Raw genomic sequence first — 21,211 nt, 5'->3', positions numbered from 1 at the left:
ATTGCGGACGGAAAACCGCTTCACACTTTTCCTGAAATTGCTCTAGTTCCTCAGGTGACCGCGGTCTTCACCGCGAAGCGGGCGTCCTGCCAGGCGCCGGTGCGCAGAATATCCTCCAGGACTTCGACCGCCTGCCAGACATCGCCATATCCGACATAGAGCGGCGTGAAGCCGAAACGGATGGTCGACGGCGCCCGGAAATCGCCGATCACGCCGCGCTCGATCAGCGCGCGCATCACCTGATAGCCATGCGGATGGAGGAACGACACCTGGCTGCCGCGCTGGCTGCCGTCGCGAGGACTTTCCAGTTCAAGCCCGTAGGCGCCGCATCTGGCTTCGACGAGCTGGATAAACAGGTCGGTCAGCGCGATGCTTTTTCTGCGCACCGCCGCCATATCGACGTCGTTCCAGATATCGAGCGCGCCCTTGAGCGCCCGCATCGACAGCACCGGCTGCGTTCCGCACAGGAAGCGGCGAATGCCGCTGCCGACGGCAAAGCCCTGCTCGAAGGCAAAGGGCCGCGCATGGCCCCACCAGCCGCTGAGCGGCTGGTGGGCATCGTCATGGTGGCGCTCGGCCGCGTAGATGAAGGCTGGCGAGCCCGGGCCGCCATTGAGGTATTTGTAGGTGCAGCCGACGGCGAAATCGGCATTGGCACGGTCAAGTTCGACCGGCAAGGCGCCGGCCGTGTGGCAGAGATCCCAGATGATCAGCGCGCCGGCGTCATGTGCCTTGCGCGTCAGCGCCGCCATGTCGCGCAACTGGCCGGATTTGTAGTTGACGTGGTTGACCAGGATGACGGCAACGCTGTCGTCGATCAGCTCCTCGATTGCGGCCGCGTCGACGCCCTCCAGCCGCAGCCGCGTTCCCGGCCGGGTCGAGGCGACGCCTTCGGCCATGTAGAGGTCGGTCGGGAAACTGTCGCCCTCGGCAACGATGACCGACCGATCCGGCCGCATGCCGAGCGCTGCGTGCAGCAGCTTGTAGATGTTGATCGAGGTTGTGTCGCAGACCACCGTCTGCCCATCAGCCGCGCCGATCAGTCGCCCGAGCTGATCTCCGAGTTCCACCGGCATGTTGAACCAGCCGGCGGTGTTCCAGGCGCGAATGAGGTCGTGCGCCCATTCCTGCGTGGCGGCCTGCTGCAGTTCGCTGAAGACGACCGCTGACGCGGCGCCCAGGGAATTGCCGTCGAGATAAATCACGCCTTGCGGCAAGACAAAGCGTTCGCGCATGGAGCGCAGCGGATCGGCGGCATCCATTGCTTCGATTGTAGCGAGATCGGGTGTCGTGCTCATGATCCGGCGCCCCTCCATGGACAAACGCGCGCGGCGGAGCCTGCCGCCCAAACATGCCGGCGATCTTGAGTGGTCGCCCTTGAACTGTCAAACATTATATATAATTCACCCATTGAAAGGCTTTGATATATAATGATCCGCCGAGCGTTTATGTCTGATGGATCACGATGCTGGATGACGAGCAGACCTCGAGGACGGAAGCGGCCTATCGCCTGCTCAGGCGCGATATTCTTGCGACCCGGCTGGCGCCTGCCGCGCCGTTGAAGCTGAGCACGCTGCGCAACACCTACGGCATCGGCTGGACGCCGTTGCGCGAGGCGCTGTCGCGGCTGGAGGCGGAACGGCTTGTGACCGCCATCAGCAACCGCGGGTTTGCGGTCGCTCCCGTCTCTCGGGCGGAGCTCGAGGATTTGGCGCGTGCGCGGCTGGTGGTCGAACTGCCCCTGCTGGTGGAATCGATCGAGGAGGGCGATCGTGAGTGGGAAGACGCGGTCGTTGCCGCCCACTATCGTCTCTCACGGTGCGGGTCTGTTCTCGACGATCCATCGGATGATGCGGTCGACGCGTGGTACGAAAAACACGATGCCTTCCATGCGGCGCTGCTCAGTGCCGCGACATCCAGCTGGCTGCTGCGCTTCAATGCGACGATTTCCGACCAATTGCATCGCCATCACCGCTTTCTGGGTCTGGCCCCGACGCTGCGCGCCGCCGCCGGCCGCACGGATGGCCACCGGAAGGCCGTGGCGGCCCTGCGCGACGCCGTGGCGATCGAACACCATACCGCCCTGATGGAAGCGGCCCTCGATCGCGACGTCGAACGTGCGAAAACTCTGATGACCGCTCACATCGGCTACACGCTGCAGGTCTATGCCCAGAGTGAACCCGGCGCGGATGCTGCGCAGCCCCGTCCGAAAAGGAAGCGGCGATCGTAGCCGACGACGCAGGGCACTTTGTCTTCGTTTCACCCCGTTGCCGGCCAACGACTACGAGCGCCGCTCGCGGTGCCGAACGTCACGCTGAACAAAACGTCAACACATTCATTAAACTTTAAAAGGTTGCGGAACACAACTGGAACAGATAGTGTTTGTTCTGGGTTTGTTTTTTCTGATTCTGGTTTCAGAACCCTTGGGGGCCGCGATGCTGACGCGCAAACAACATGAGCTTCTGATGTTCATCCATGAACGCCTGAAGGAGAGCGGAATCCCGCCGTCCTTCGACGAGATGAAGGAAGCGCTCGACCTCGCCTCCAAGTCCGGCATCCACCGCCTGATCACGGCGCTTGAGGAGCGCGGTTTCATTCGCCGGCTGCCGAACCGGGCGCGCGCGCTGGAAGTGCTGCGGCTGCCCGACTCGATCGCACCAGGCCTCAATGCGGCGAGGAAGTTTTCGCCGAGCGTCATTCAGGGCAGTCTTGGTCAAACCGGCCAAGGGCAAGGCGGCCAAGGACAAGGCGCGTTGGGCCAAGGCGGTCTCGGCCGCCAGATCAAGCCGGGCTCGCCGTCGCGTTCGATGTCGGCCGGCAATGACGATGCCGTTTCCGCGATTTCAATCCCGGTTATGGGACGCATCGCCGCCGGCGTGCCGATCGACGCCATCCAGCATCAGACCCATTCGATCTCGGTGCCGCCCGATATGATCATGGGCGGCGAACACTACGCGCTCGAGGTCAAGGGCGATTCGATGATCGAGGCCGGCATTTTCGATGGCGACACGGTCATCATCCGCAATGCCGACACAGCCAGCCCCGGCGAGATCGTGGTGGCGTTGGTCGACGATGAGGAAGCGACCCTGAAACGCTTCCGCCGCAAGGGCGCCTCGATCGCCCTGGAAGCCGCCAACCCGGCCTACGAGACCCGCATTTTTGGACCGGACAGGGTGAAGGTGCAGGGCAAGCTTGTCGGATTGATCCGGCGCTACTGAGCCGGCTTGGGTTTGTACTTTTCACGCTGGTTGTAAGGCGGCAGGCCGCGCGCTTCGCGGGAGAAGCGGCGTTGCTCGTGCCAGGGGCGATACGGCTTGTCGACGGCGAAGCGGATGGTTGGCGCTGCAGCTGCCGATTGCGGATCGAAGAAGACGGCGGCGCTGCCGTCGCGGGCCAGCTGTTTCTTCGTCACGACCAGCACCAGCGGGTCGCGGCACGGATTGTAGGCGGTGGCGTCATCGATGACGATCAGGCTCGCGAAGGCACAGGCCGGCCGCGCCGTCTTGCGGTCTTTCGCAAGCGCTACAATGGCTCCGGAAGGGTGCCGGGCGATACAGAGATCGCCGGTGCAATAGAAGGGCGAGCCGGGCGGCAGATCGAGCGGATCGAGATCGAACCGCGTATCTGTTGACTCGAAAATCTCAGGTGGGATAATGGTTTCGGCCCGCAGCGCCCGTTTCCAATTGTCCGTGGTGAATTCGTTGGAGCGTTCGCGGTTGAGGGCGAGTTCGCCGCCACCGATCGGCATGGCCACCAGATGCGCATCCTCGGATATGAGCACGTCGGGCGTAAGCACCTGCGGCACCGTCAACAGGCCGGCCAGCGCGAAAGGCACGGCCGCCAACCTGAGCCAGGTGGTGGCCATGGTGGCGATGACGAGGGCGACCGCCACCAACAGCACCGAGCGGATGGAGATCAGCCCGACGGCGTCGACCGGCGAGCGCTCGGAAATCCAGGCCGATATAGCGATCATCGCCATCAGACCCTTGCCCATCACATAGAGGAACGGCCCGTCGGCGCCGAACGGCATCGCCAGTGCGCTGAGCACGGCAAAAGGCATGACGATCAACGAAACAATCGGCATCACGGCCAGATTGGCGATCAGGCTGAGCGGCGACACACGCTGAAAATGCCAGATGGCGAACAGCAAGGTTGCACTGCCGGCGATGATCGAGGTCATGGCGAGGCCGCCCATGGCCAGCGCGAATTTTCGCGACAGGAAGCCGACGAAGGAGCGCTTTGCCGGCGGCGTTCTCACCTTGTCGGCGCGGTAATCGGCCCAGCCGGCATAGGCGCCGACAAGGGCGGCGGTGGCGGCAAACGACATCTGGAAGCTGGGACCGACCACCTCGTGCGGCGACACCAGGATGACGGCAATGGCGGAGATCGCCAGATTGCGCATGGTGAGTGCGGCGCGATCAAACAGCACGGCGACAAGCATGACCGCCAGCATGATGAAGCTGCGCTCGGCGGCAACCACGACGCCTGAAATAACGAGATAGGCGGCGATCGAGACAAGCGCTGCCGCGGCCGCATATTTCTTCACCGGCCGGCGCGAAGAGAAAACGGGAAACAGCGCAAAGGCGCCACGCAGCAACGCCATGATGGTGCCGGCAACCAGCGCCATGTGCAGGCCGGAGATGGAGATGATGTGGTAGATGCCGGTGCGCCGCATCGCTTCGTTGACCTCGTCCGGGATGCCGGCGCGCACGCCGACAATCAGCGCCGCGGCAATCTCGCCTTCGGCGCCGCCGATCTTGCCCCTGATATGGTCGGCAATGTTTTCGCGCGCGTTCTCGATTGCCGAGGAGAGCCGTGCGGTCAGCGGCGGCGGTCCCTGCGTAGCAATGGTTTTCGGATTGCCGAGAAAGAAGCCGCTGCCGCCGATACCGGTGAAATAGCTGTCGAAGGAGAAATCGTAGCTCTCCGGCCGCACCGGACCGGTCGGCGGCAACAGCCTGGCATAGCCGGTGATCAGGGAGCCGGCGGTCATATCGGCGGGAACGGTCCGCGCCGAGAGCCTGACCCGCTCCGGGGCGTAGCGCAGCTCGGGGTAAGCGGTCGAAACCACGTCGAGCGTCAGCCTGATGCGGCCGCTTTCCATCTGTTCGAGACTGACGACGCGGCCGGTCAGCCGTGTCTGAATCTCGGAGCCGAGCATCTGCGTTCCGGCGCGCCAGGTCTCGACCTTGGCGGCGACGACGCCGAGCGCGCACAGCATCGCGGCCATGCAGAACAGATGCGTCCTCGGCCGCGATCGCGTGGCGACAGCGCAACATGTCGCCAGCACCACAATGGCGATTGGCTGCGCAAAGCCCGGCTCGCCGGCCAGCGAGAAGTAGACGATGACGCCGGCTGCCAGGAAAACCGGGACCAGCAGGAAGGCGACGCCCCGGTCGAGCTCCGTGTCGGCAGCCACGGCAAGGCTGCGGCGGAGCGCGGGCCATGACGGGCGGCGAAGCCGTCTGCGCAGTCGGGCGATAGATCCGGGCGCTGTGACTTGCGCCGGCAACGCGTCACCGGGCAGCGCGGGCGCTATGCCGGGATGCGGCTCAGGCAGCGCGAGGGGCAGCGGCTCGGCATAGGGACTATCGGCAAACAGCGAGCGTTCGCTGACGCTTGCCTCGCCGCCTTCGCCTTCCTTCGTGCCCCGGCCACGTCCAGCCATCGGGTCTGCCCCTTGCGCCCCAGACCTCCTATGCTACATGAACGCGCAAAGCGCGAAAGTCCGTGCGGTCGCATCCACCGCGCCGGAATTGACCCGCCAAGGACGCTCAATCCTCAATCATATCCCGGCCCTCCGCCCTCAGGCGAGCAAGCCCATCGTGCATTGCCTTCAATTGTTCCGGTGTATGACCCTGCCATTCAGCGAGCTCCCCCAGGATGAGCAACGGATCACGGGAGCGGTAGGATTTCGTCGGATTGCCGGGAAATTTTTTATCGGTCAGGTTAGGGTCATCCATAAAAAACCCTGTCGGCTTTACGATGTAAATCCTTTGACGACCGTCACCCGTTGCAAGCTCTGCTCCCCAGATGGCGGCTTCCAGTGTCTGGGTGAAATAGATCCATGACAGTGGTTTACCTCTGAAATTGGAAGGGTGGCCGACGCTCAGCAGATCCCCGGGTTTCAAATCCGCCCGGGTACCATGGTAGAACGGATCACCCTCCGTATGGTCGGCGTTGCTGGTCATCGGGAGCCCTTCTTTCAATCATTCCTCCTTCGTGGCGAGACCGGACCGCACACAGTTGCGGTGTTCACGATAATGATTGCAGAAAGGTCAATATGCGTGACCAAGCCAACGCTGTCACGGCGGCGTTGTAGTCGGGCAGTGCCGCATCCGTGAAGAAATGTCCGCTCGTCAGAGGGGGCTACCACCGTCGCAGCGATGTTCCAGGCACTGTGACGGACGCTGCAGCCGAATGAAACCCAGACATTGACGCTGCTGCCAAACGAGGTTGCGCGGAGGGTGCGAACAGATTTTGTGCTACAAGGCTCCAGCGCCAGTTGACGCAACCGATAATTGCCGACGTGCCCCGGCCACGTCCAGCCATCGGGTCTGCCCCTTGCGCCCCAGACCCCCTATGCTACATGAACGCGCAAAGCGCGAAAGTCCGCGCGATCACGCTCCGCTTTCCAAACTTCCCGAGAGTTCCATGTCCGACACGGTCGTCACCCGTTTTGCCCCCTCGCCCACCGGCTATCTGCATATCGGCGGCGCGCGCACGGCGCTGTTCAACTGGCTGTACGCCAAGCACACCGGCGGCACGATGGTGCTGCGCATCGAGGACACCGACCGCGAACGCTTCAACGAGGCGGCGATACAGGCCATTCTGGATGGGCTGACCTGGCTCGGCCTTTCCTGGGACGGTGAGGCCATATCGCAGTTCGAGCGCGCGCCGCGCCACCGTGAGGTGGCCGAGGAGCTGGTGCGCCTGGGCAAGGCCTATTACAGCTACGAGACGCCTGCCGAGCTCGAGGCGATGCGCGAGGCCGCACGCGCCAAGGGTCTGCCGCCGCGCTACAACGGCCAGTGGCGCGATCGTGCCCCCTCGGAGGCGCCTCCCGGCGTCAAGGGCGCCATCCGCATCAAGGCGCCGACCGAGGGCGAAACCGTGGTGCACGACCGTGTGCAGGGCGAGGTGCGCTTCCCCAACAAGGACCTCGACGATTTCATCATTCTGCGCTCGGACGGCAATCCGACCTACATGCATGCCGTCGTCGTCGACGACCATGACATGGGCGTCACCCACATCATCCGTGGCGACGACCATCTGACCAACGCCGCGCGCCAGACGGTGATCTACAACGCCATGGGCTGGGACGTCCCGTCGATGTCGCATATCCCGCTGATCCATGGCGCCGACGGCGCCAAGCTGTCGAAGCGGCACGGCGCACTCGGTGTCGAGGCTTATCGCGCCATGGGCTATCTGCCCGAGGCACTGCTCAACTATCTGGCAAGGCTCGGCTGGAGCCATGGCGACGACGAGATCATGTCGATCAAGGACATGATTTCGTGGTTCGACATCGGCGATGTCAACAAGGGTGCGGCGCGCTTCGACTTCGCCAAGCTCGAGTCGATCAACGGCGCGCATATGCGCAAGATGGCCGATGCCGAGCTGTTCGACATTTTCGTCGCCACTCTGCCATACCTGGAAAGCGGACCGGCTATCGCCGCCCGTCTCGACGACGCCAGGAAGGCGCAGCTGCTGGCTGCCTTGCCGGGTCTGAAAGAGCGCTCCAAGACGCTGGTGGAACTGGCCGATGGCGCGGCCTTCCTGTTCGTCGAGCGGCCGCTGCCGATCGACGAGAAGGCGGCAGCACTGCTCAGTGCCGACGCGCGCGCGATCCTGCGCGGCGCACATGCCGCTTTGCAGACTGTTTCGGGCGATTGGTCGGCTGCCGCGGCTGAAGCCGCGGTGCGCGAGTTCGCAGCGGCCGGCGGCCACAAGCTCGGCGCCGTGGCCCAACCGCTCCGGGCGGCCCTTACCGGCCGTAGCACCTCGCCCGGCGTGTTCGACGTGCTTGCCGTGCTTGGCCGCGAGGAAAGCCTGGCGCGGATTGCGGATCAAATCGATTAGGAGCGAGCTGGCCCAAAAAGATTGGCATTGAAAGGCGGGTTTCGCAGTGCAACATTAGGCCTTGGCCCAATCAGGCACGCACCTCCCAAAATGCGGTGGCGAGTTCGCGCATTCCGGTGATTTCGACGTGTCGTTTGCAGGAATTGCCTTGCCGGCATGAGGAACATGAAGGAGTTTGAGAATGAGCGAAGCTGCGACAAGACTGGAAACCGGCAGCAAGACGACGCACCCGTCGACTGCCACGCTCGAACTGGCCGGCAAGACGCATGAATTCAAGGTGCGAAGCGGGTCGGTCGGGCCCGACGTCATCGACATCGGTGCGCTCTACAACACCACCGGCGCCTTCACCTACGATCCCGGCTTCACTTCGACGGCGAGCTGCGAGTCGGCGATAACCTTCATCGACGGCGATGCCGGCATCCTGCTTCACCGCGGCTATCCCATCGACCAGCTGGCCGAGCATGGCGACTTCCTCGAAGTCTGCTACCTCCTGCTCTACGGCGAACTGCCGACCAAGGCGCAGAAGGACGATTTCGACTACCGGGTGACGCGCCACACCATGGTGCACGAGCAGATGTCGCGCTTCTTCACCGGCTTCCGCCGCGACGCGCATCCGATGGCTGTGATGTGCGGCGTGGTCGGCGCGCTGTCGGCCTTCTATCACGACTCCACCGATATTTCGGATCCGTATCAGCGCATGGTCGCCTCGATGCGGCTGATCGCCAAGATGCCGACGATTGCGGCCATGGCCTACAAATACCATATCGGCCAGCCCTTCATTTACCCGAAGAACGAGCTGAACTTCGCCGCCAACTTCCTGCATATGTGCTTTGCGGTTCCGTGCGAGGAATACAAGATCAATCCGGTGCTGGCGCGCGCCATGGAGCGCATCTTCATCCTGCATGCCGACCACGAGCAGAACGCCTCGACCTCGACGGTGCGGCTTGCCGGCTCGTCGGGCGCCAATCCGTTCGCCTGCATCGCCGCCGGCATCGCTTGCCTGTGGGGCCCGGCGCATGGCGGCGCCAATGAGGCGGCGCTCAACATGCTGGGCGAGATCGGCCATGTCGACCACATCCCGGAATTCATCGCCCGCGCCAAGGACAAGAACGATCCGTTCCGGCTGATGGGCTTCGGCCATCGCGTCTACAAGAACTACGATCCTCGTGCGAAAATCATGCAGAAGACGGCGCATGAGGTACTCGGCGAACTCGGCATCAAGGACGATCCGCTGCTCGACATCGCCATGGAGCTGGAAAAGATCGCGCTGACCGATTCCTACTTCATCGAAAAGAAGCTCTATCCGAACGTCGATTTCTATTCCGGCATCACGCTGAAGGCGCTGGGCTTCCCCACCACCATGTTCACCGTGCTGTTCGCGGTCGCCCGCACCGTCGGCTGGATCGCGCAGTGGAAGGAAATGATCGAGGACCCGCACCAGAAGATCGGCCGCCCGCGCCAGCTCTATACCGGCGCCCCGGAACGCGACTACGTGCCGATTGCGAAAAGGTGAAAGAGAGTGAATGGTGAATGGTAAGTAGTGAATAGCATGTAGTAAGTAGCAGGTAGTAAGTAGCAGCTTGATTATAGCGAGAGCGCATTAATCACTATTCACTATTCACTATTCGCTATTCACTATTCATCGTTCACTCCTTACTAAGCCCTATTCGCTCTCCCGATGTGGCGAAGAACGACATCGGCGGCGATGTCGCCGGAGGGCCTGTCGGTGGCCATGCGTCTGGCAACCTCGCCAAAGCCGTCCTTTTGCCAAGCGCGGTAGGCGGTGTCTGAGAACAGTGCCTCGAGCTGCCGCGCCAGATAGTGCGGCCGCACATACTGGTTGTAGCTTTCCGGCACGACCGGCCGGTCGGCAATAAGGTTGGGCAAAGCAGCGCTCCACACCGTGATCAGGCTCTGCGCCATCAGCATGATCGGATCGAACTTGTAGCAAGAGATCATCGGGACACCCGACATCGCCAGTTCCAGTGACACCGTTCCAGACGCGGTCAGCGCCGCATCGGCCTTGCCGAAGGCCTGCCACTTGCGCTCGGGATCGAGGATGACTTCCGGCTCCTGATCCCAGCGCGCCACCGATGTCTTGACCAGTTCGGCGACATGCGGCACCGTCGGCAGCAACAGCCGCAGCCGGTGGCCACGCGCGCGCAGCGCCGACACCGTCTCGCCGAACGGACCGATAAGCCGGCTCACCTCGCCGCGCCGCGACCCTGGCAGGACGAGCAGCGTCTTGACGTGATCGGCCGAGAGATCGCGTGGCTGGGCTTGCGCCCTGGCCGCGCCCTGCACGCCTGGATCATGCGTGAGGCGATGTCCGACGTAAGTGCCAGGCGGGCCGCCGAGACGGCTGAGCTCCTTTACCTCGAAAGGCAGGATGCACAGTATGTGGTCGACATAGGGCTTCATCGCGGCCGCCCTACCCGGCCGCCACGCCCAGACGCTCGGGCAGACATAATGGACGATCGGGATCGACGGATCGGCGGCGCGGATCTTTTTGGCGACGCGCAGCGAGAAATCGGGGCTGTCGATGGTGATCAGACAGTCGGGTTTTTCGGCGGCGACAGCACTTGCCGTCTGGCTGATCCGCCGCATCAGGCGCGGCAAGTCACGCAGGATGGCGCTGAGCCCCATCAGCGCGATCTCGGCGCCGTCGAACAGCGGCGCCAGTCCGAGCGCCTGCAGATGCCGCCCGCCAGTGCCGACGAGTTGCACCTCGCGCCCGGTCATGCGCTTCAGCGCCTGCACGATGTCGGCGCCGAGCAGGTCGCCGGATTCTTCGCCGGCGACGATGGCAATCTTCAGCGGCTTCTCAGCTGCCATGGACAGACTCCGCAGCCGGCAGGCCGAACACGAACAGGCCGAGCGCATTGGCGCGCGCGACAACGGCGGGGCCTTCGAGGATGAGCGAACGGCGGGCTTCGACGGCAATGCCGGCGAGCCCCGCGGCATGCGCCGCCTCGACGGTCTGGGGGCCAATAGATGGCAGATCGGCACGCAATTCCTGGCCAGGTTTGGCGCATTTGACCAGGACACCGCGCGTCTTGCCGGCCAGCCTGCCATGGCCGCGCAACTGCTGCGTCCGCTCGAGCAGTCCGTGGGTGCCCTCGACGCCTTCCAGGGCAACAGTGCGGCCACCGATGGCAATTGCCGCCTGACCAATGTCGAGCGCGCCGATGGCCTTTGCCGCCGCGTGTGCCGCCTCGATATCGCGCCAGTCGGACTTTCGCGGCACTGCTTTGGTCAGCGGCCCTTCGGCCGCGACGAGCCGGGGCACGACTTCATGCGCACCGACAACCTTGACGCCCCGTGCCTCCAGGCCGCGGGTCAATATCTTCAACAGCCCGTCATCGCCGCGGGCAAGCGCCATGGCGAGCGAGGGTATAAGTGCCAGTAGCCCAAGGTTCGGACGCATGTCGACCAACCGCGGCCTGCGCCTGATCTCGCCGGCAAGCACAAGATGGGTGATCCGCCGGCGCCTCAGCAACGCAACCAGCGAGCCGATGTCTTCCAGCGCAAGGCTTTCATGCTCATAGATTGTGAGGTCGGACTGACGGTCGGCCTGACCTTCGACCAGGATGATGACGGGCGGATGTCCGGCCTCCGCCAGGCCGGCGGCAACTTCGACCGGCAAGCTACCGCCGCCGGCAATGATGCCGACCCTGGCGTCCGGCGCAAGATCGAGGGCCGTTGAAGTGGCCTCAGCCTTCGTCATCGGCATCGTCGCCGTCGCCACCCTTAAGCGACGGGACGGCAAAATGCCGCTTGCCGCGACTGGTGATGAAATCGATGATTTTCATGGCCGTCGGCGACGACGCAAACTCGGCCTTGGCGAATTCGATGTTCTCGCCGACAGTGCGGGAGCGGTCGAAGATGGTCTTGTAAGCCTTGCGCAGCAGGTAGATTTCGGCGCGCGGCAACCCGGCGCGCTTCAGGCCGATGATGTTGAGTCCACGCAGGCTCGCGCGATTGCCCACCGCAATGGCGTAGGGAATGACATCGCCGACAAAAGCCGAGCAGCCGCCGAGAAAGGCGTTGTCACCAACACGCACGAACTGATGAACGGCGCTGAGGCCGCCAATATAAACGCTGTCACCGACCTCGCAATGGCCGCCCAGGGTCGCGCCATTAGCGAAGGTGGCGTTTTTACCGACGACGCAATCATGGGCAATGTGGGCATAGGCAAGGAAATTGCCGTTGTCGCCGACGGTCGTCTCGCCGCGGCTGGAATCGGTGCCGAGATGCATGGTCACGCCTTCGCGGATCGTGCAGTTCTGGCCGATGACCAAAGTGGTGCGGCCGCCCTTGTGCTTGGTGTTCTGCGGCGGTCCGCCCAGTGTCGCCATTGGATAGACCTTGGTCGCGGCGCCAATGGTTGTCGCGCCCAGCACCGAGACATGGCTGACCAGTTCGACGCGGTCACCGATCACGGCGTCAGCGCCGACATAGCAGAAAGGTCCTATTGCGGCGCCTTCGCCGATCTGCGCGCCGGCCTCGATGACGGCCGAGGGGTGGATTGAAGTCTGTATTTTCATGAGCATTTCGAACCGTCAGCCGGTAACCATCATTGCCGAGATCTCGGCTTCGGCGGCCTTTGTGCCCTCCACCATGGCCTCGCAGGCGAATTTGAGCAGGTTGCCGCGCATCTTGATTTTCTTGACGTGGATTTTCAACTGGTCGCCCGGGACGACCGGTTTGCGGAATTTCGCATTATCGATGGTCAGGAAATAGACCAGCGACGGCTTTTCCGTGTTGAGGTTACGGATGCAGATCGCCCCGGCGGTCTGCGCCATGGCCTCGACGATGAGCACGCCCGGCATCACCGGCTGATCCGGGAAATGGCCCTGGAAATGCGGCTCATTGATGGTCACGTTCTTGATGCCGATGGCAGAATCATTGCCGTCGATTTCGATGATGCGATCGATCATCAGGAAGGGATAGCGATGCGGTAAAAGCTTCATCAACCCCAATATATCGACCGCTTCGAGCGTCGCCGGCACCATCTCAGCTACTTCCCCCTTCGCCCTGCTTGCGCGTCCTGGCGAGCTTCCTCAGCATGGCGATCTCGCGCATGGCTTCCGCCATCGGCTGCGCCGGATAGCCTCCCCAGATCTCGCCCGCCGGCACGTTGCTCATGAACCCGCTTCTTGCAGCAAGCTTGGCCCCTGATCCGATGGTCAAATGATCGGCAAGGCCAACGCCGCCGCCCATGGTGACACCGTCGCCGACGGTGACGGAGCCGGAAATACCAGAGAGCCCGGCAATAATGCAATTGCGGCCGATGCGAACGTTATGGGCGATCTGCACCAGATTGTCGATCTTGGTGCCCTGACCGATGACCGTATCCGACATGGCGCCGCGATCGACGGTCGTGTTCGAGCCGATTTCGACATCGTCCTGGATGATGACGCGGCCGACCTGCGGCACACGCTCAGGGCCTTTGGCGCCGCCGACAAAGCCGAAGCCGTCCTGGCCTATCCTGGCGCCGCCATGAATGATGACGCGGTTGCCGATCAGCGCATACTGAACACTGACACCCGGCCCAATGTAGCCGTCACGGCCGATCTGGCAGGAGGGGCCGATAACGGCGTGGGGGGCAATGACCGTTCCGCTGCCGATGGAAGCGCGGGGGCCGATGACCGCTCCGGCCTCGATGATCGCCCCGGCCTCGATATGCGCCGAGGCATCGACATGAGCTTGCGGCGAGACCCCGGTTTCGCTGGTCATCGGTCCCGGCGTAGCCGCCGTCGGGAACAGCAGCCGGCCGATCATGGCGAAGGCCTGCTGCGGGCGCGGATGAACCAGAACCGCGATGCCGGCCGGCGCCTTGCCCGCGAACTCGGCGGGACAAAACACGGCCGCCGCCTTCAGCGACTGCATCAGCGCGAAATTGCGCTTGCCGTCGACGAAGACGAGCGCACCCTCGCCGCCTTCATTGGCTGGCGCCAACGCATCGATCGATATGTGGGCAAGATCGGAATCGACAAGCGATGCGCCGGTCAGATTCGCGACTTCGCCGGCCGTATACCGGCGTGATGGCGCGAAGAACACCGGATCGGTCATTCCAGAAGCAATATCCAGCTAGGTCGGATCAATTCTCTTCCGGACCCCAACGGCCCGGAAGCATCGTTACCCGCGCATCAGAAGCGGCTCGACATGCCGAAGTTGAATTCCTGCACGTCGTCGGTCTTTTCCTTCTTGACGGGCATCGCGTAGTCAATGCGGATCGGGCCGAAAGGCGATGACCACAACAAGCCGACACCAACCGAAGCGCGCAACTCTAGATCAGTTGAAGCTTGAGTAACCCCGGCGACGTTGATCTTGCTGCCATACAGTGTGGCGGCATCAGCAAACACGGCGCCGCGCACACCAAAGCTTTCCGGAATGACCGGTATCGGGAACTGAGCTTCCGCCGACGCATTGAAATAGGTGGTGCCGCCGAGGTGGTCACCCGTTGCAATATCCGCAGGACCGATGCCACCATACTCGAAGCCGCGGATCATGCGGTCGCTGCTCTGGAACTGATCGAAGATACGCAGGCCGTCACCGCCGAAGCCTTGGATATGGCCGGCGCCGCCTGAGATCAGGCCGACCAGGTCCAGCTGTTCGGACAACGTCTGGTAGACAGTCCCACGACCGGTAACCTTTACGAATTTGGCATCGCCACCAAGGCCGGCAACTTCCATGGTCGTGGTGGCGTAGATGCCTTCATGCGGGCTCTTCATGTCATCGATGGTGTTGTAGACCAACCCAAGGCTGACCGACGACTTGATCCAAGGGCTTTCATCAATTCCCTGGACGATTGCCGCAGATACGTTGCAGTCCGCGTCGGGAATCCCGTCGCCAGGGGCGTTGCCCGGGACGGCAGGATTGTTATCGCAACCGTCGTCGAGCTTGTACTTCTCCTGGGCGATATTGTACGCCAACTGCGTCGAGATGTTGTCGGTGATCGGCAGGCCGAAGCGCACCGTCGCACCCAGCGTCTCGCTGTCATAGTGGTCGTAGTTGCGTGTCTGCTGGAAGATGTCGAAGCCGGCAGCGATACGGCGCCCGAGGAAATAGGGCTCGGTGAAGGACAGGCTGTAGTCGCGCGAATTCTTGCCACCACCCGCCGAAACCTTGATGTACTGGCCGCGACCGAGGAAGTTGCGCTCCGCGACCGAACCTTCGACGGACGGACCCGCAGTGTCGCCACCGGTCGAATATCCTGCGCCAACCGAGAACTCGCCGGTCGATTTCTCGACTACGTCAACCACGAGCACGACCTGGTCTGGCTCAGAACCCGGGACAGTCGAAACGTCGACTTTCTCAAAGTAATCTAGCTTTTCCAGCCGCTTCTTCGCGCGCTGGATGAGTACCTGGTTGAAGGCGTCGCCTTCGCTGACATCGAACTCACGACGAATGACATAGTCGCGCGTGCGGTCGTTGCCGCGGATTTCGATGCGCTCGATATAGGCCTTGGTGCCCTGGTCGATCGTATAGACGACCGAAATGGTGTGGTTCTCGAAGTTGCGATCACCGCGCGGCGTCACCTGGGCGAAGGCATAGCCCGAACCCGCGACCTTTTCGGTCAGCGCGATGATGGTGTCCTCGACATTCTTGGCGTTGTAGACGTCGCCCTTGTGGGTCTGAACCACCGATTCCAGCGCCTTCGAGTCGACTTCGGGAATGGTGCTCTCGACGCTGACGTCGCCGAACGTATAGCGGTCGCCTTCCTGGACGGTGATGGTAACGGTGTACTGGTTGGTCGTGTCGTCGAGCTCGCCGACGGCTGAGACCACCTGGAAGTCGGCATAGCCGTGATTGTAATAGAAGCGGCGCAGCGATTCCTGGTCGGCGCGGAGCTTGTCCTCGTCATAGACGTCGTCACGCAGCACGAAGGACAAGAAGCTCGAGCGCTTGGTTGCGATGACGTCGGACAGGCGGCGGCTCGAATAGGCGCTGTTGCCGACGAAATTGACAGCGGCGATCTTGGTGCGGCCGCCTTCGTTGATGTTGAAGACCACGTTCACGCGGTTGTCGCCGAGATCCATGATCTGCGTCGTGACAGCGGCGTCATCCCGGCCAATTCGCCTGTAGGCAGCCTTTACCGCCTCGACATCGGAGTCCAGCGTTGCCTGCGAGAACGTCCCGCGCGGCTTCAACTGCACGGCGACTGCCAGCGCGTTGTCCTTGAGCTTCTTGTTGCCCTGGAACAGAACCTGGTTGACGACCTGGTATTCGGCAACCTTGACTACCAGCGTCGAACCGACCTGATTGATCTGCACGTCCGAGAACAGCCCGGTGCCGAACAGCGCCTTGACCGCATCGTCGATATCGGCGCTGGAAAACGCCTTGCCCGGCTTGATCGTGATGTAGTTGCGGATGGTGTCGGCGTCGACACGCTGGTTGCCGCTGACCTCGACTCTCGAGACAACGGCTGCCTGCGCCGCAGATGTGGCAACGAACTGCACGGCGAGCGCACCTGGTACAACCAGAGCGGCGGACATAGCCACCGCGGACGCGGCGCTCAAAAATTTGGATGCTGCCTTCATCGGGCTTTTGTACCTTTTCTCGAAGTCCCCACGGCGAGAAAACCGGACGTGCGGTAATTTCTCCTACCGTATTAACCGGATTTTCCCTACACGCAAGGCTTCTGGTTAATTTGTAATTACTTAACCCTGATGCGTGGCTTTCGCGTCACGCATACCCCCGTGCATGGTAAACGGCGTCTCAACATTGCCGGTGCTGAAGCCAAATTTCTTCATGATTTCAGCACCCAAACAGATCGTTCCAGAAGACGAAGCCCATAAATCCCAGCACCAGAAAGAGGCCGGCCCGGTATCCCATTTCCATCATCCGCTCCGATACCGGACGCCGGAAAACGGCTTCGAGTGCGTAGAACAGGAGATGGCCGCCGTCGAGGGGGGGAATCGGCAAAAGGTTCAGAATTCCGATCCCGACCGACAGGCCGGCGACGAGTTGCACCAGCCATAGGAAGCCCAGCTTTGCCGCCTGCCCCGACATCTTGGCGATCTTGATCGGGCCGCCCAGCTGGCATTTGTCTTCGCGGCCGACAACGAATCGCTGCAGGAACTGGCCGGTGCGCTGAATGACGTGCCCCGTCTCCTCGACCGCGGCGCCGACTGCTCCGACAGGGCTGTAGGTGATCAGCCTGGGCTGGCCGACATCCTTGTTGTTGACGACGCCGATGACGGCCACCTTGACCTTGTTGCCCAGTGCGTCCAGCTGCTCCATCGGCTCCGGCGTCGCGACGACGGTGACCTCCTTGCCGTCGCGCAACATGGTGAAGCTGATAGCGTCGCCGCCGCGGCCTGAGACCAGGCGTTGGACGTCGGCGAAGGTCTCAACCTTGCTGCCGTCGACGGCGACGAATCGGTCGCCTGGCAAAATGCCGGCCCTTTCGGCTGGACTGCCGGCGGTGACCGCCGCCACCATCGGCTCAAACACAGGGCGGCCATAGAGGGAAAACAGCACGGCAAAGACGGCAATGGTCAAAAGGAAGTTGAACAGCGGTCCGGCCACCACCGTGGCGGCGCGTTTCCAGATCGGCTGCGTGTGGAAGGCGACCTTGCGTTCAGCGTCAGTCAGCGTTTCCAGATCTTCCGAACTCGGCTGGCTCGACGTGGCGCTCATGTCGCCGACGAATTTGACATAACCGCCGAGCGGTATGGCGCAGAGCTTCCAGCGCGTGCCGTGGCTGTCGTTGAAGCCGAGAAGTTCGGGGCCGAAGCCGATCGAAAAGGCCTTCACGCCAATGCCGCACCAGCGGCCGACCAGGTAATGTCCCATTTCGTGAATGAAGACGACCACGGTCAGCACGAACAGAAACGGCACCAGCGTGCCGAGGACAAAGCCTTCCGTGCTGAAAAACGCGTGAAGAATTTCGTTCAAGTCGTGCCCTCAAATTCACCCGCGGCAAAAGGTGTCGCCGCGACTGTGACATCAATCCAGGCGAATCCGTGGCGTGCGCCATTTCTTCGCCGTGAAATATCACTCAAGCCGGAAACAGCCCCTGCGCCGGATGATCGGCGCCCGCCGAAATCCAGCCGATCACGTATAGGGCAAAAGCCGCCGCGACAAGCCCGTCCACCCTGTCCATGACACCGCCATGCCCGGGTATCAACGCGCTTGAATCCTTGCGGCCGTGGCGGCGCTTGACCCAGGATTCGAAGAGATCGCCAGCCTGGGCAACAATCGACAGCACCAGCGCAACCAAGGCGAGGACGCCAAGATTGCCGGCCCCGGCGGCGGCAGCCAGAAGCACGCCGGCGGCCACGCCGCCGACAGCGCCGCCAAGCGCGCCGCTCTGCGTCTTGCCGGGGGATATAGATGGCGCGAGCTTGGGCCCACCGACGGAGCGGCCGACGAAATAGGCGAAGATGTCGGTCGCCCAGACCACGGCGAACAGAAACAGGATTGCGACCAGGCCGGGATGGTCGCCGCCGCGCAGCAGCGCCAGCGATAAGCCGGACAAAGCCGCGTAGGCAAGACCGGCTGCATCCCATTGCGCCGCTCCACGCATACGGGCGCCGACAGCAGCGACCACAACCATGGCCAGGACAAGAGACAGAAGCCACGATGCCGGCACGCCTGCAACCAGGGCGACGACGAAAACCAGAAGCAGCGCTTCGGGAATGAAGCCGAGGGTCGCACCGGCCAAGGGGCGCGACATGCGCGCCCATTCATAGAAGATGACCGCCGATATCCCGGCGCAAAGCAGGCGGAACCACAGCCCTCCCAACCAGGTCAGGCCAAGCGCTATTGCGGCCAGCACCAGCGCCGAGACGATGCGAAGCTGAAGATTGTTCATCCCGCCGCCGATCACGAGGCAGCGACATCTTGAGCGGCAAGCCCGCCAAAACGGCGCTCGCGGCCAGCAAAATCGCGCAATGCGTCGGCCAGGTGTTCGCGGCTGAAGTCAGGCCAGTAGCAAGGCAGAAAAACCAGTTCGCTGTAGGCTGCCTGCCACAGAAGGAAGTTCGACAGCCGAAGCTCGCCACTGGTGCGGATGACCAGCTCCGGATCGGGAATGCCTGCGGTGTCGAGGGCGCCGGCAAAAGTGTCTGCCGTGATCGCCTCTGCGTCGATCTCGCCGCGCGCCACTGCGGCTGCGAGCTTGCGTGCCGTGCGCACGATCTCGTCGCGCCCGCCATAGTTGAAGGCGATGACCAAGGTCAGCGATTCATTGCGCGCAGTCAGCGATTCGGCCTCTTCGAGCAGGCCCCTGATGTCCGGCTGCAGCCCCGCCCTGTCACCGATGATCCTGACGCGCACGCCGTTCTGGTGCAGTTCGGCCAGATCGCGGCGGATGAACAGCTTCAAAAGCCCCATCAGGTCGCTCACTTCGGCCTTGGGCCGCGACCAGTTTTCCGACGAAAAGGCGTAGACGGTCAGGAAGGAAATGCCGAGACCGGGCGCGGCGCGCACCGTCTTGCGCAGCGCTTCGACGCCGGCGCGATGGCCGGCAAGCCGCGGCATGCCGCGCGCTTTGGCCCAGCGTCCGTTTCCATCCATGATGATCGCGACATGCGCGGGCGTTGCCATTGTCTCGCTTTCGGGCCGGTGTGGGCCGACCCTAGACCTGCATGATTTCAGCTTCCTTATCGGAAAGCAGGTGATCGATGGTGCTGATCGTTTCGTCGGTCAGCTTCTGGACCTGATCGGAGCGCTTGCGCTGATCGTCCTCGCTGATGTCGCCGTCCTTTTCCGCCTTCTTCAAGAAGTCCATGCCGTCGCGACGGACATGGCGCACCGCAACGCGGGCGTTCTCGGCGTAGCCATGCGAAATCTTGACCAGTTCCTTGCGGCGCTGCTCGTTGAGCTCGGGCAGCGGAATTCTGAGATTGGTGCCGTCGACGATCGGATTGAAGCCGAGATTGGATTCTCTGATGGCACGGTCGACCGCGCCGACCATCGACTTGTCCCATACCGAAACCGAGATCATGCGCGGCTCCGGCACCGACACGTTCGCCACCTGGTTGATGGGCATGGTGGTGCCGTAGGCCTGGACCTGGATGGCGTCGAGCAGATTGCTGGAGGCACGGCCGGTGCGCAGCGAAGCCAGATCGTGCTTGAAGGCGGCGATCGCGCCATCCATGCGCCGCTTGAGGTCGTCGAACTCACCACTCATCTTAGTCTCCTCGACCCGTTTGATCCGGGTTCAGTGCTTAGGGCCTATATTCGGACCCGCTTTCGAAAACTGATCCCCTTTTTAGGAGAGTATACTCCGGGTCACTCGTCGGCGACGATCGTGCAACGGCCGCCGCCCCGCAGAATATCGCCGAAACCACCTTTTTCGTGGATCGAATAGACGATTATCGGGATGTTGTTTTCGCGCGCAAGTGCAATTGCGGCGGTATCCATGATCGAAAGGCCCTTGTTGATGACTTCGGCATGGCTGATGCGCTCGAAGCGGGTCGCATTCGGATCCTTCTTGGGATCGGCCGAATAGACGCCGTCGACCTGGGTGCCCTTGAACAGCGCGTCGGCGCCGATCTCGGCGGCGCGCAAGGCCGCGGCCGAATCGGTGGTGAAGAACGGATTGCCGGTGCCGCCGGCGAAAATGACGACCTTGCCCTGGTTCATATAGGCGGTGGCCTGGCGCTGGGAAAAACTCTCGCAAAGTTCGGGCATGGCTATGGCCGACAGCACGACGGCGTCGACGCCGATCTTGTTCAGCGAGGTGCGCAGCGCCAGCGAGTTGATGACGGTGGCCAGCATGCCCATGTGGTCGCCGGTGACACGGTCGCCGCCCTTGGATGCCACCGCCACGCCGCGAAAGATATTGCCGCCGCCAATGACGACGCCGACCTCGATACCAAGTGCGCGGGCTTCGGCGATGTCGGCGGCGATTCGGTCGACCACCGAGACATCGATGCCGAAATGCTGCTCGCCCATCAACGCTTCGCCCGACGCTTTCAGCAGGACACGTCGATAGAGGGGCTTTGCCGTCATCTGGACCTCGTCATTGTTGCGTATGGCAGCCTGGGCAGGCCGCCCTCGCGCGGGCGCCGCCGCTGGCGCGATGCCGAGTTCCGATACACGAAGGGCGCCGCCATGTCCCCCGGCGCCCGGCGCCCAAATCCGCCATCCCCTCGCGGCCCCGCACTTGGGGGTG

The 21,211-nt window shown here is 62.8% G+C and carries 18 protein-coding genes; 4 read left to right on the top strand and 14 right to left on the bottom strand.

From position 1 onward, the window contains the following. Positions 1-50: 50 nt before the first annotated feature. Positions 51-1,298 carry a kynureninase gene (gene kynU / locus NKI64_RS24410; RefSeq protein WP_023696564.1) on the bottom strand — a complete coding sequence of 416 codons (1,248 nt, stop codon included), beginning with the start codon at positions 1,296-1,298 and terminating at the stop codon, positions 51-53. A gap of 167 nt (positions 1,299-1,465) precedes the next feature. Between kynU and NKI64_RS24405 the strand changes: the two genes are divergently transcribed. Together NKI64_RS24405 and lexA are read left to right on the top strand one after the other, a co-directional pair. Next, positions 1,466-2,230, top strand: coding sequence for a GntR family transcriptional regulator (locus NKI64_RS24405; protein ID WP_352670545.1), 765 nt, complete (start codon positions 1,466-1,468; stop codon positions 2,228-2,230). A gap of 205 nt (positions 2,231-2,435) precedes the next feature. After that, positions 2,436-3,218: a transcriptional repressor LexA gene (gene lexA, locus NKI64_RS24400; protein WP_023684703.1), complete on the top strand. Its 783-nt coding sequence runs from the start codon at positions 2,436-2,438 to the stop codon at positions 3,216-3,218. On the opposite strand, the gene NKI64_RS24395 is transcribed toward lexA, so the two are convergent. Together NKI64_RS24395 and arr are read right to left on the bottom strand one after the other, a co-directional pair. Then, positions 3,212-5,668, bottom strand: coding sequence for a ComEC/Rec2 family competence protein (locus NKI64_RS24395; protein WP_352670543.1), 2,457 nt, complete (start codon positions 5,666-5,668; stop codon positions 3,212-3,214). The two genes, lexA and NKI64_RS24395, sit on opposite strands and share 7 nt — an antisense overlap. A 106-nt stretch (positions 5,669-5,774) precedes the next feature. After that, complete coding sequence (gene arr / locus NKI64_RS24390; RefSeq protein WP_023671039.1) at positions 5,775-6,191, bottom strand: NAD(+)--rifampin ADP-ribosyltransferase; 417 nt, start codon at positions 6,189-6,191, stop codon at positions 5,775-5,777. Positions 6,192-6,654: 463 nt separating this feature from the next. Between arr and gltX the strand changes: the two genes are divergently transcribed. Beyond that, complete coding sequence (gene gltX / locus NKI64_RS24385; RefSeq protein ID WP_352670540.1) at positions 6,655-8,079, top strand: glutamate--tRNA ligase; 1,425 nt, start codon at positions 6,655-6,657, stop codon at positions 8,077-8,079. A gap of 181 nt (positions 8,080-8,260) precedes the next feature. Continuing rightward, positions 8,261-9,592: a citrate synthase gene (gltA, locus tag NKI64_RS24380; protein ID WP_023671037.1), complete on the top strand. Its 1,332-nt coding sequence runs from the start codon at positions 8,261-8,263 to the stop codon at positions 9,590-9,592. A gap of 143 nt (positions 9,593-9,735) precedes the next feature. Here gltA and lpxB read toward each other — a convergent pair whose 3' ends face one another. From lpxB to pyrH, 11 genes are all read right to left on the bottom strand, one after another. Beyond that, the gene (gene lpxB / locus NKI64_RS24375; RefSeq protein ID WP_023706237.1) at positions 9,736-10,914 is read right to left on the bottom strand and encodes a lipid-A-disaccharide synthase; all 1,179 of its coding nucleotides are present in this window, start codon (positions 10,912-10,914) and stop codon (positions 9,736-9,738) included. Then, positions 10,904-11,806: an LpxI family protein gene (locus NKI64_RS24370; protein WP_023706236.1), complete on the bottom strand. Its 903-nt coding sequence runs from the start codon at positions 11,804-11,806 to the stop codon at positions 10,904-10,906. The genes lpxB and NKI64_RS24370 overlap by 11 nt, the downstream gene beginning before the upstream one ends. Further along, complete coding sequence (lpxA, locus tag NKI64_RS24365) at positions 11,793-12,626, bottom strand: acyl-ACP--UDP-N-acetylglucosamine O-acyltransferase (protein WP_023706235.1); 834 nt, start codon at positions 12,624-12,626, stop codon at positions 11,793-11,795. Before lpxA ends, NKI64_RS24370 begins: the two co-directional genes overlap by 14 nt. Positions 12,627-12,641: 15 nt before the next feature. Further along, entirely contained in the window at positions 12,642-13,094 is a 453-nt protein-coding gene (gene fabZ, locus NKI64_RS24360) for a 3-hydroxyacyl-ACP dehydratase FabZ (protein WP_023684696.1), read from the bottom strand. Between the two features lies 1 nt (position 13,095). Next, on the bottom strand, positions 13,096-14,154 hold the full coding sequence (gene lpxD, locus NKI64_RS24355; RefSeq protein WP_023688576.1) for a UDP-3-O-(3-hydroxymyristoyl)glucosamine N-acyltransferase: 1,059 nt from the start codon (positions 14,152-14,154) through the stop codon (positions 13,096-13,098). Between the two features lie 77 nt (positions 14,155-14,231). Further along, the gene (bamA, locus tag NKI64_RS24350; protein WP_023684694.1) at positions 14,232-16,625 is read right to left on the bottom strand and encodes an outer membrane protein assembly factor BamA; all 2,394 of its coding nucleotides are present in this window, start codon (positions 16,623-16,625) and stop codon (positions 14,232-14,234) included. A gap of 217 nt (positions 16,626-16,842) precedes the next feature. Next, positions 16,843-17,985 (bottom strand): RIP metalloprotease RseP, encoded by a 1,143-nt coding sequence (gene rseP, locus NKI64_RS24345; protein ID WP_023754870.1) that lies wholly within the window; start codon positions 17,983-17,985, stop codon positions 16,843-16,845. A gap of 103 nt (positions 17,986-18,088) precedes the next feature. Next, on the bottom strand, positions 18,089-18,904 hold the full coding sequence (locus NKI64_RS24340; protein WP_023696555.1) for a phosphatidate cytidylyltransferase: 816 nt from the start codon (positions 18,902-18,904) through the stop codon (positions 18,089-18,091). An 11-nt stretch (positions 18,905-18,915) separates the two neighbouring features. Then, on the bottom strand, positions 18,916-19,638 hold the full coding sequence (locus NKI64_RS24335) for an isoprenyl transferase (protein ID WP_023748403.1): 723 nt from the start codon (positions 19,636-19,638) through the stop codon (positions 18,916-18,918). A gap of 31 nt (positions 19,639-19,669) precedes the next feature. Continuing rightward, positions 19,670-20,224, bottom strand: a complete 555-nt coding sequence (gene frr, locus NKI64_RS24330; protein ID WP_023671027.1) for a ribosome recycling factor — start codon at positions 20,222-20,224, stop codon at positions 19,670-19,672. Between the two features lie 101 nt (positions 20,225-20,325). After that, on the bottom strand, positions 20,326-21,048 hold the full coding sequence (gene pyrH, locus NKI64_RS24325) for a UMP kinase (protein WP_023671026.1): 723 nt from the start codon (positions 21,046-21,048) through the stop codon (positions 20,326-20,328). Positions 21,049-21,211 lie beyond the last annotated feature (163 nt).

The sequence above is a fragment of the Mesorhizobium sp. M0478 genome (assembly GCF_040321305.1).
GTDB lineage: Bacteria > Pseudomonadota > Alphaproteobacteria > Rhizobiales > Rhizobiaceae > Mesorhizobium.
The sequence above is the reverse complement of the archived record's forward strand: the minus strand, read 5'-3'. Positions and strand labels throughout refer to the sequence as shown.

Excerpts from the sequence above, each read along its gene's own strand:
- kynU (WP_023696564.1), bottom strand. The coding sequence starts at position 1,298 with ATGAGCACGACACCCGATCTCGCTACAATCGAAGCAATGGATGCCGCC.
- NKI64_RS24405 (WP_352670545.1), top strand. The coding sequence starts at position 1,466 with ATGCTGGATGACGAGCAGACCTCGAGGACGGAAGCGGCCTATCGCCTG.
- lexA (WP_023684703.1), top strand. The coding sequence starts at position 2,436 with ATGCTGACGCGCAAACAACATGAGCTTCTGATGTTCATCCATGAACGC.
- NKI64_RS24395 (WP_352670543.1), bottom strand. The coding sequence starts at position 5,668 with ATGGCTGGACGTGGCCGGGGCACGAAGGAAGGCGAAGGCGGCGAGGCA.
- arr (WP_023671039.1), bottom strand. The coding sequence starts at position 6,191 with ATGACCAGCAACGCCGACCATACGGAGGGTGATCCGTTCTACCATGGT.
- gltX (WP_352670540.1), top strand. The coding sequence starts at position 6,655 with ATGTCCGACACGGTCGTCACCCGTTTTGCCCCCTCGCCCACCGGCTAT.
- gltA (WP_023671037.1), top strand. The coding sequence starts at position 8,261 with ATGAGCGAAGCTGCGACAAGACTGGAAACCGGCAGCAAGACGACGCAC.
- lpxB (WP_023706237.1), bottom strand. The coding sequence starts at position 10,914 with ATGGCAGCTGAGAAGCCGCTGAAGATTGCCATCGTCGCCGGCGAAGAA.
- NKI64_RS24370 (WP_023706236.1), bottom strand. The coding sequence starts at position 11,806 with ATGACGAAGGCTGAGGCCACTTCAACGGCCCTCGATCTTGCGCCGGAC.
- lpxA (WP_023706235.1), bottom strand. The coding sequence starts at position 12,626 with ATGAAAATACAGACTTCAATCCACCCCTCGGCCGTCATCGAGGCCGGC.
- fabZ (WP_023684696.1), bottom strand. The coding sequence starts at position 13,094 with ATGGTGCCGGCGACGCTCGAAGCGGTCGATATATTGGGGTTGATGAAG.
- lpxD (WP_023688576.1), bottom strand. The coding sequence starts at position 14,154 with ATGACCGATCCGGTGTTCTTCGCGCCATCACGCCGGTATACGGCCGGC.
- bamA (WP_023684694.1), bottom strand. The coding sequence starts at position 16,625 with ATGAAGGCAGCATCCAAATTTTTGAGCGCCGCGTCCGCGGTGGCTATG.
- NKI64_RS24340 (WP_023696555.1), bottom strand. The coding sequence starts at position 18,904 with ATGAACAATCTTCAGCTTCGCATCGTCTCGGCGCTGGTGCTGGCCGCA.
- NKI64_RS24335 (WP_023748403.1), bottom strand. The coding sequence starts at position 19,638 with ATGGCAACGCCCGCGCATGTCGCGATCATCATGGATGGAAACGGACGC.
- frr (WP_023671027.1), bottom strand. The coding sequence starts at position 20,224 with ATGAGTGGTGAGTTCGACGACCTCAAGCGGCGCATGGATGGCGCGATC.
- pyrH (WP_023671026.1), bottom strand. The coding sequence starts at position 21,048 with ATGACGGCAAAGCCCCTCTATCGACGTGTCCTGCTGAAAGCGTCGGGC.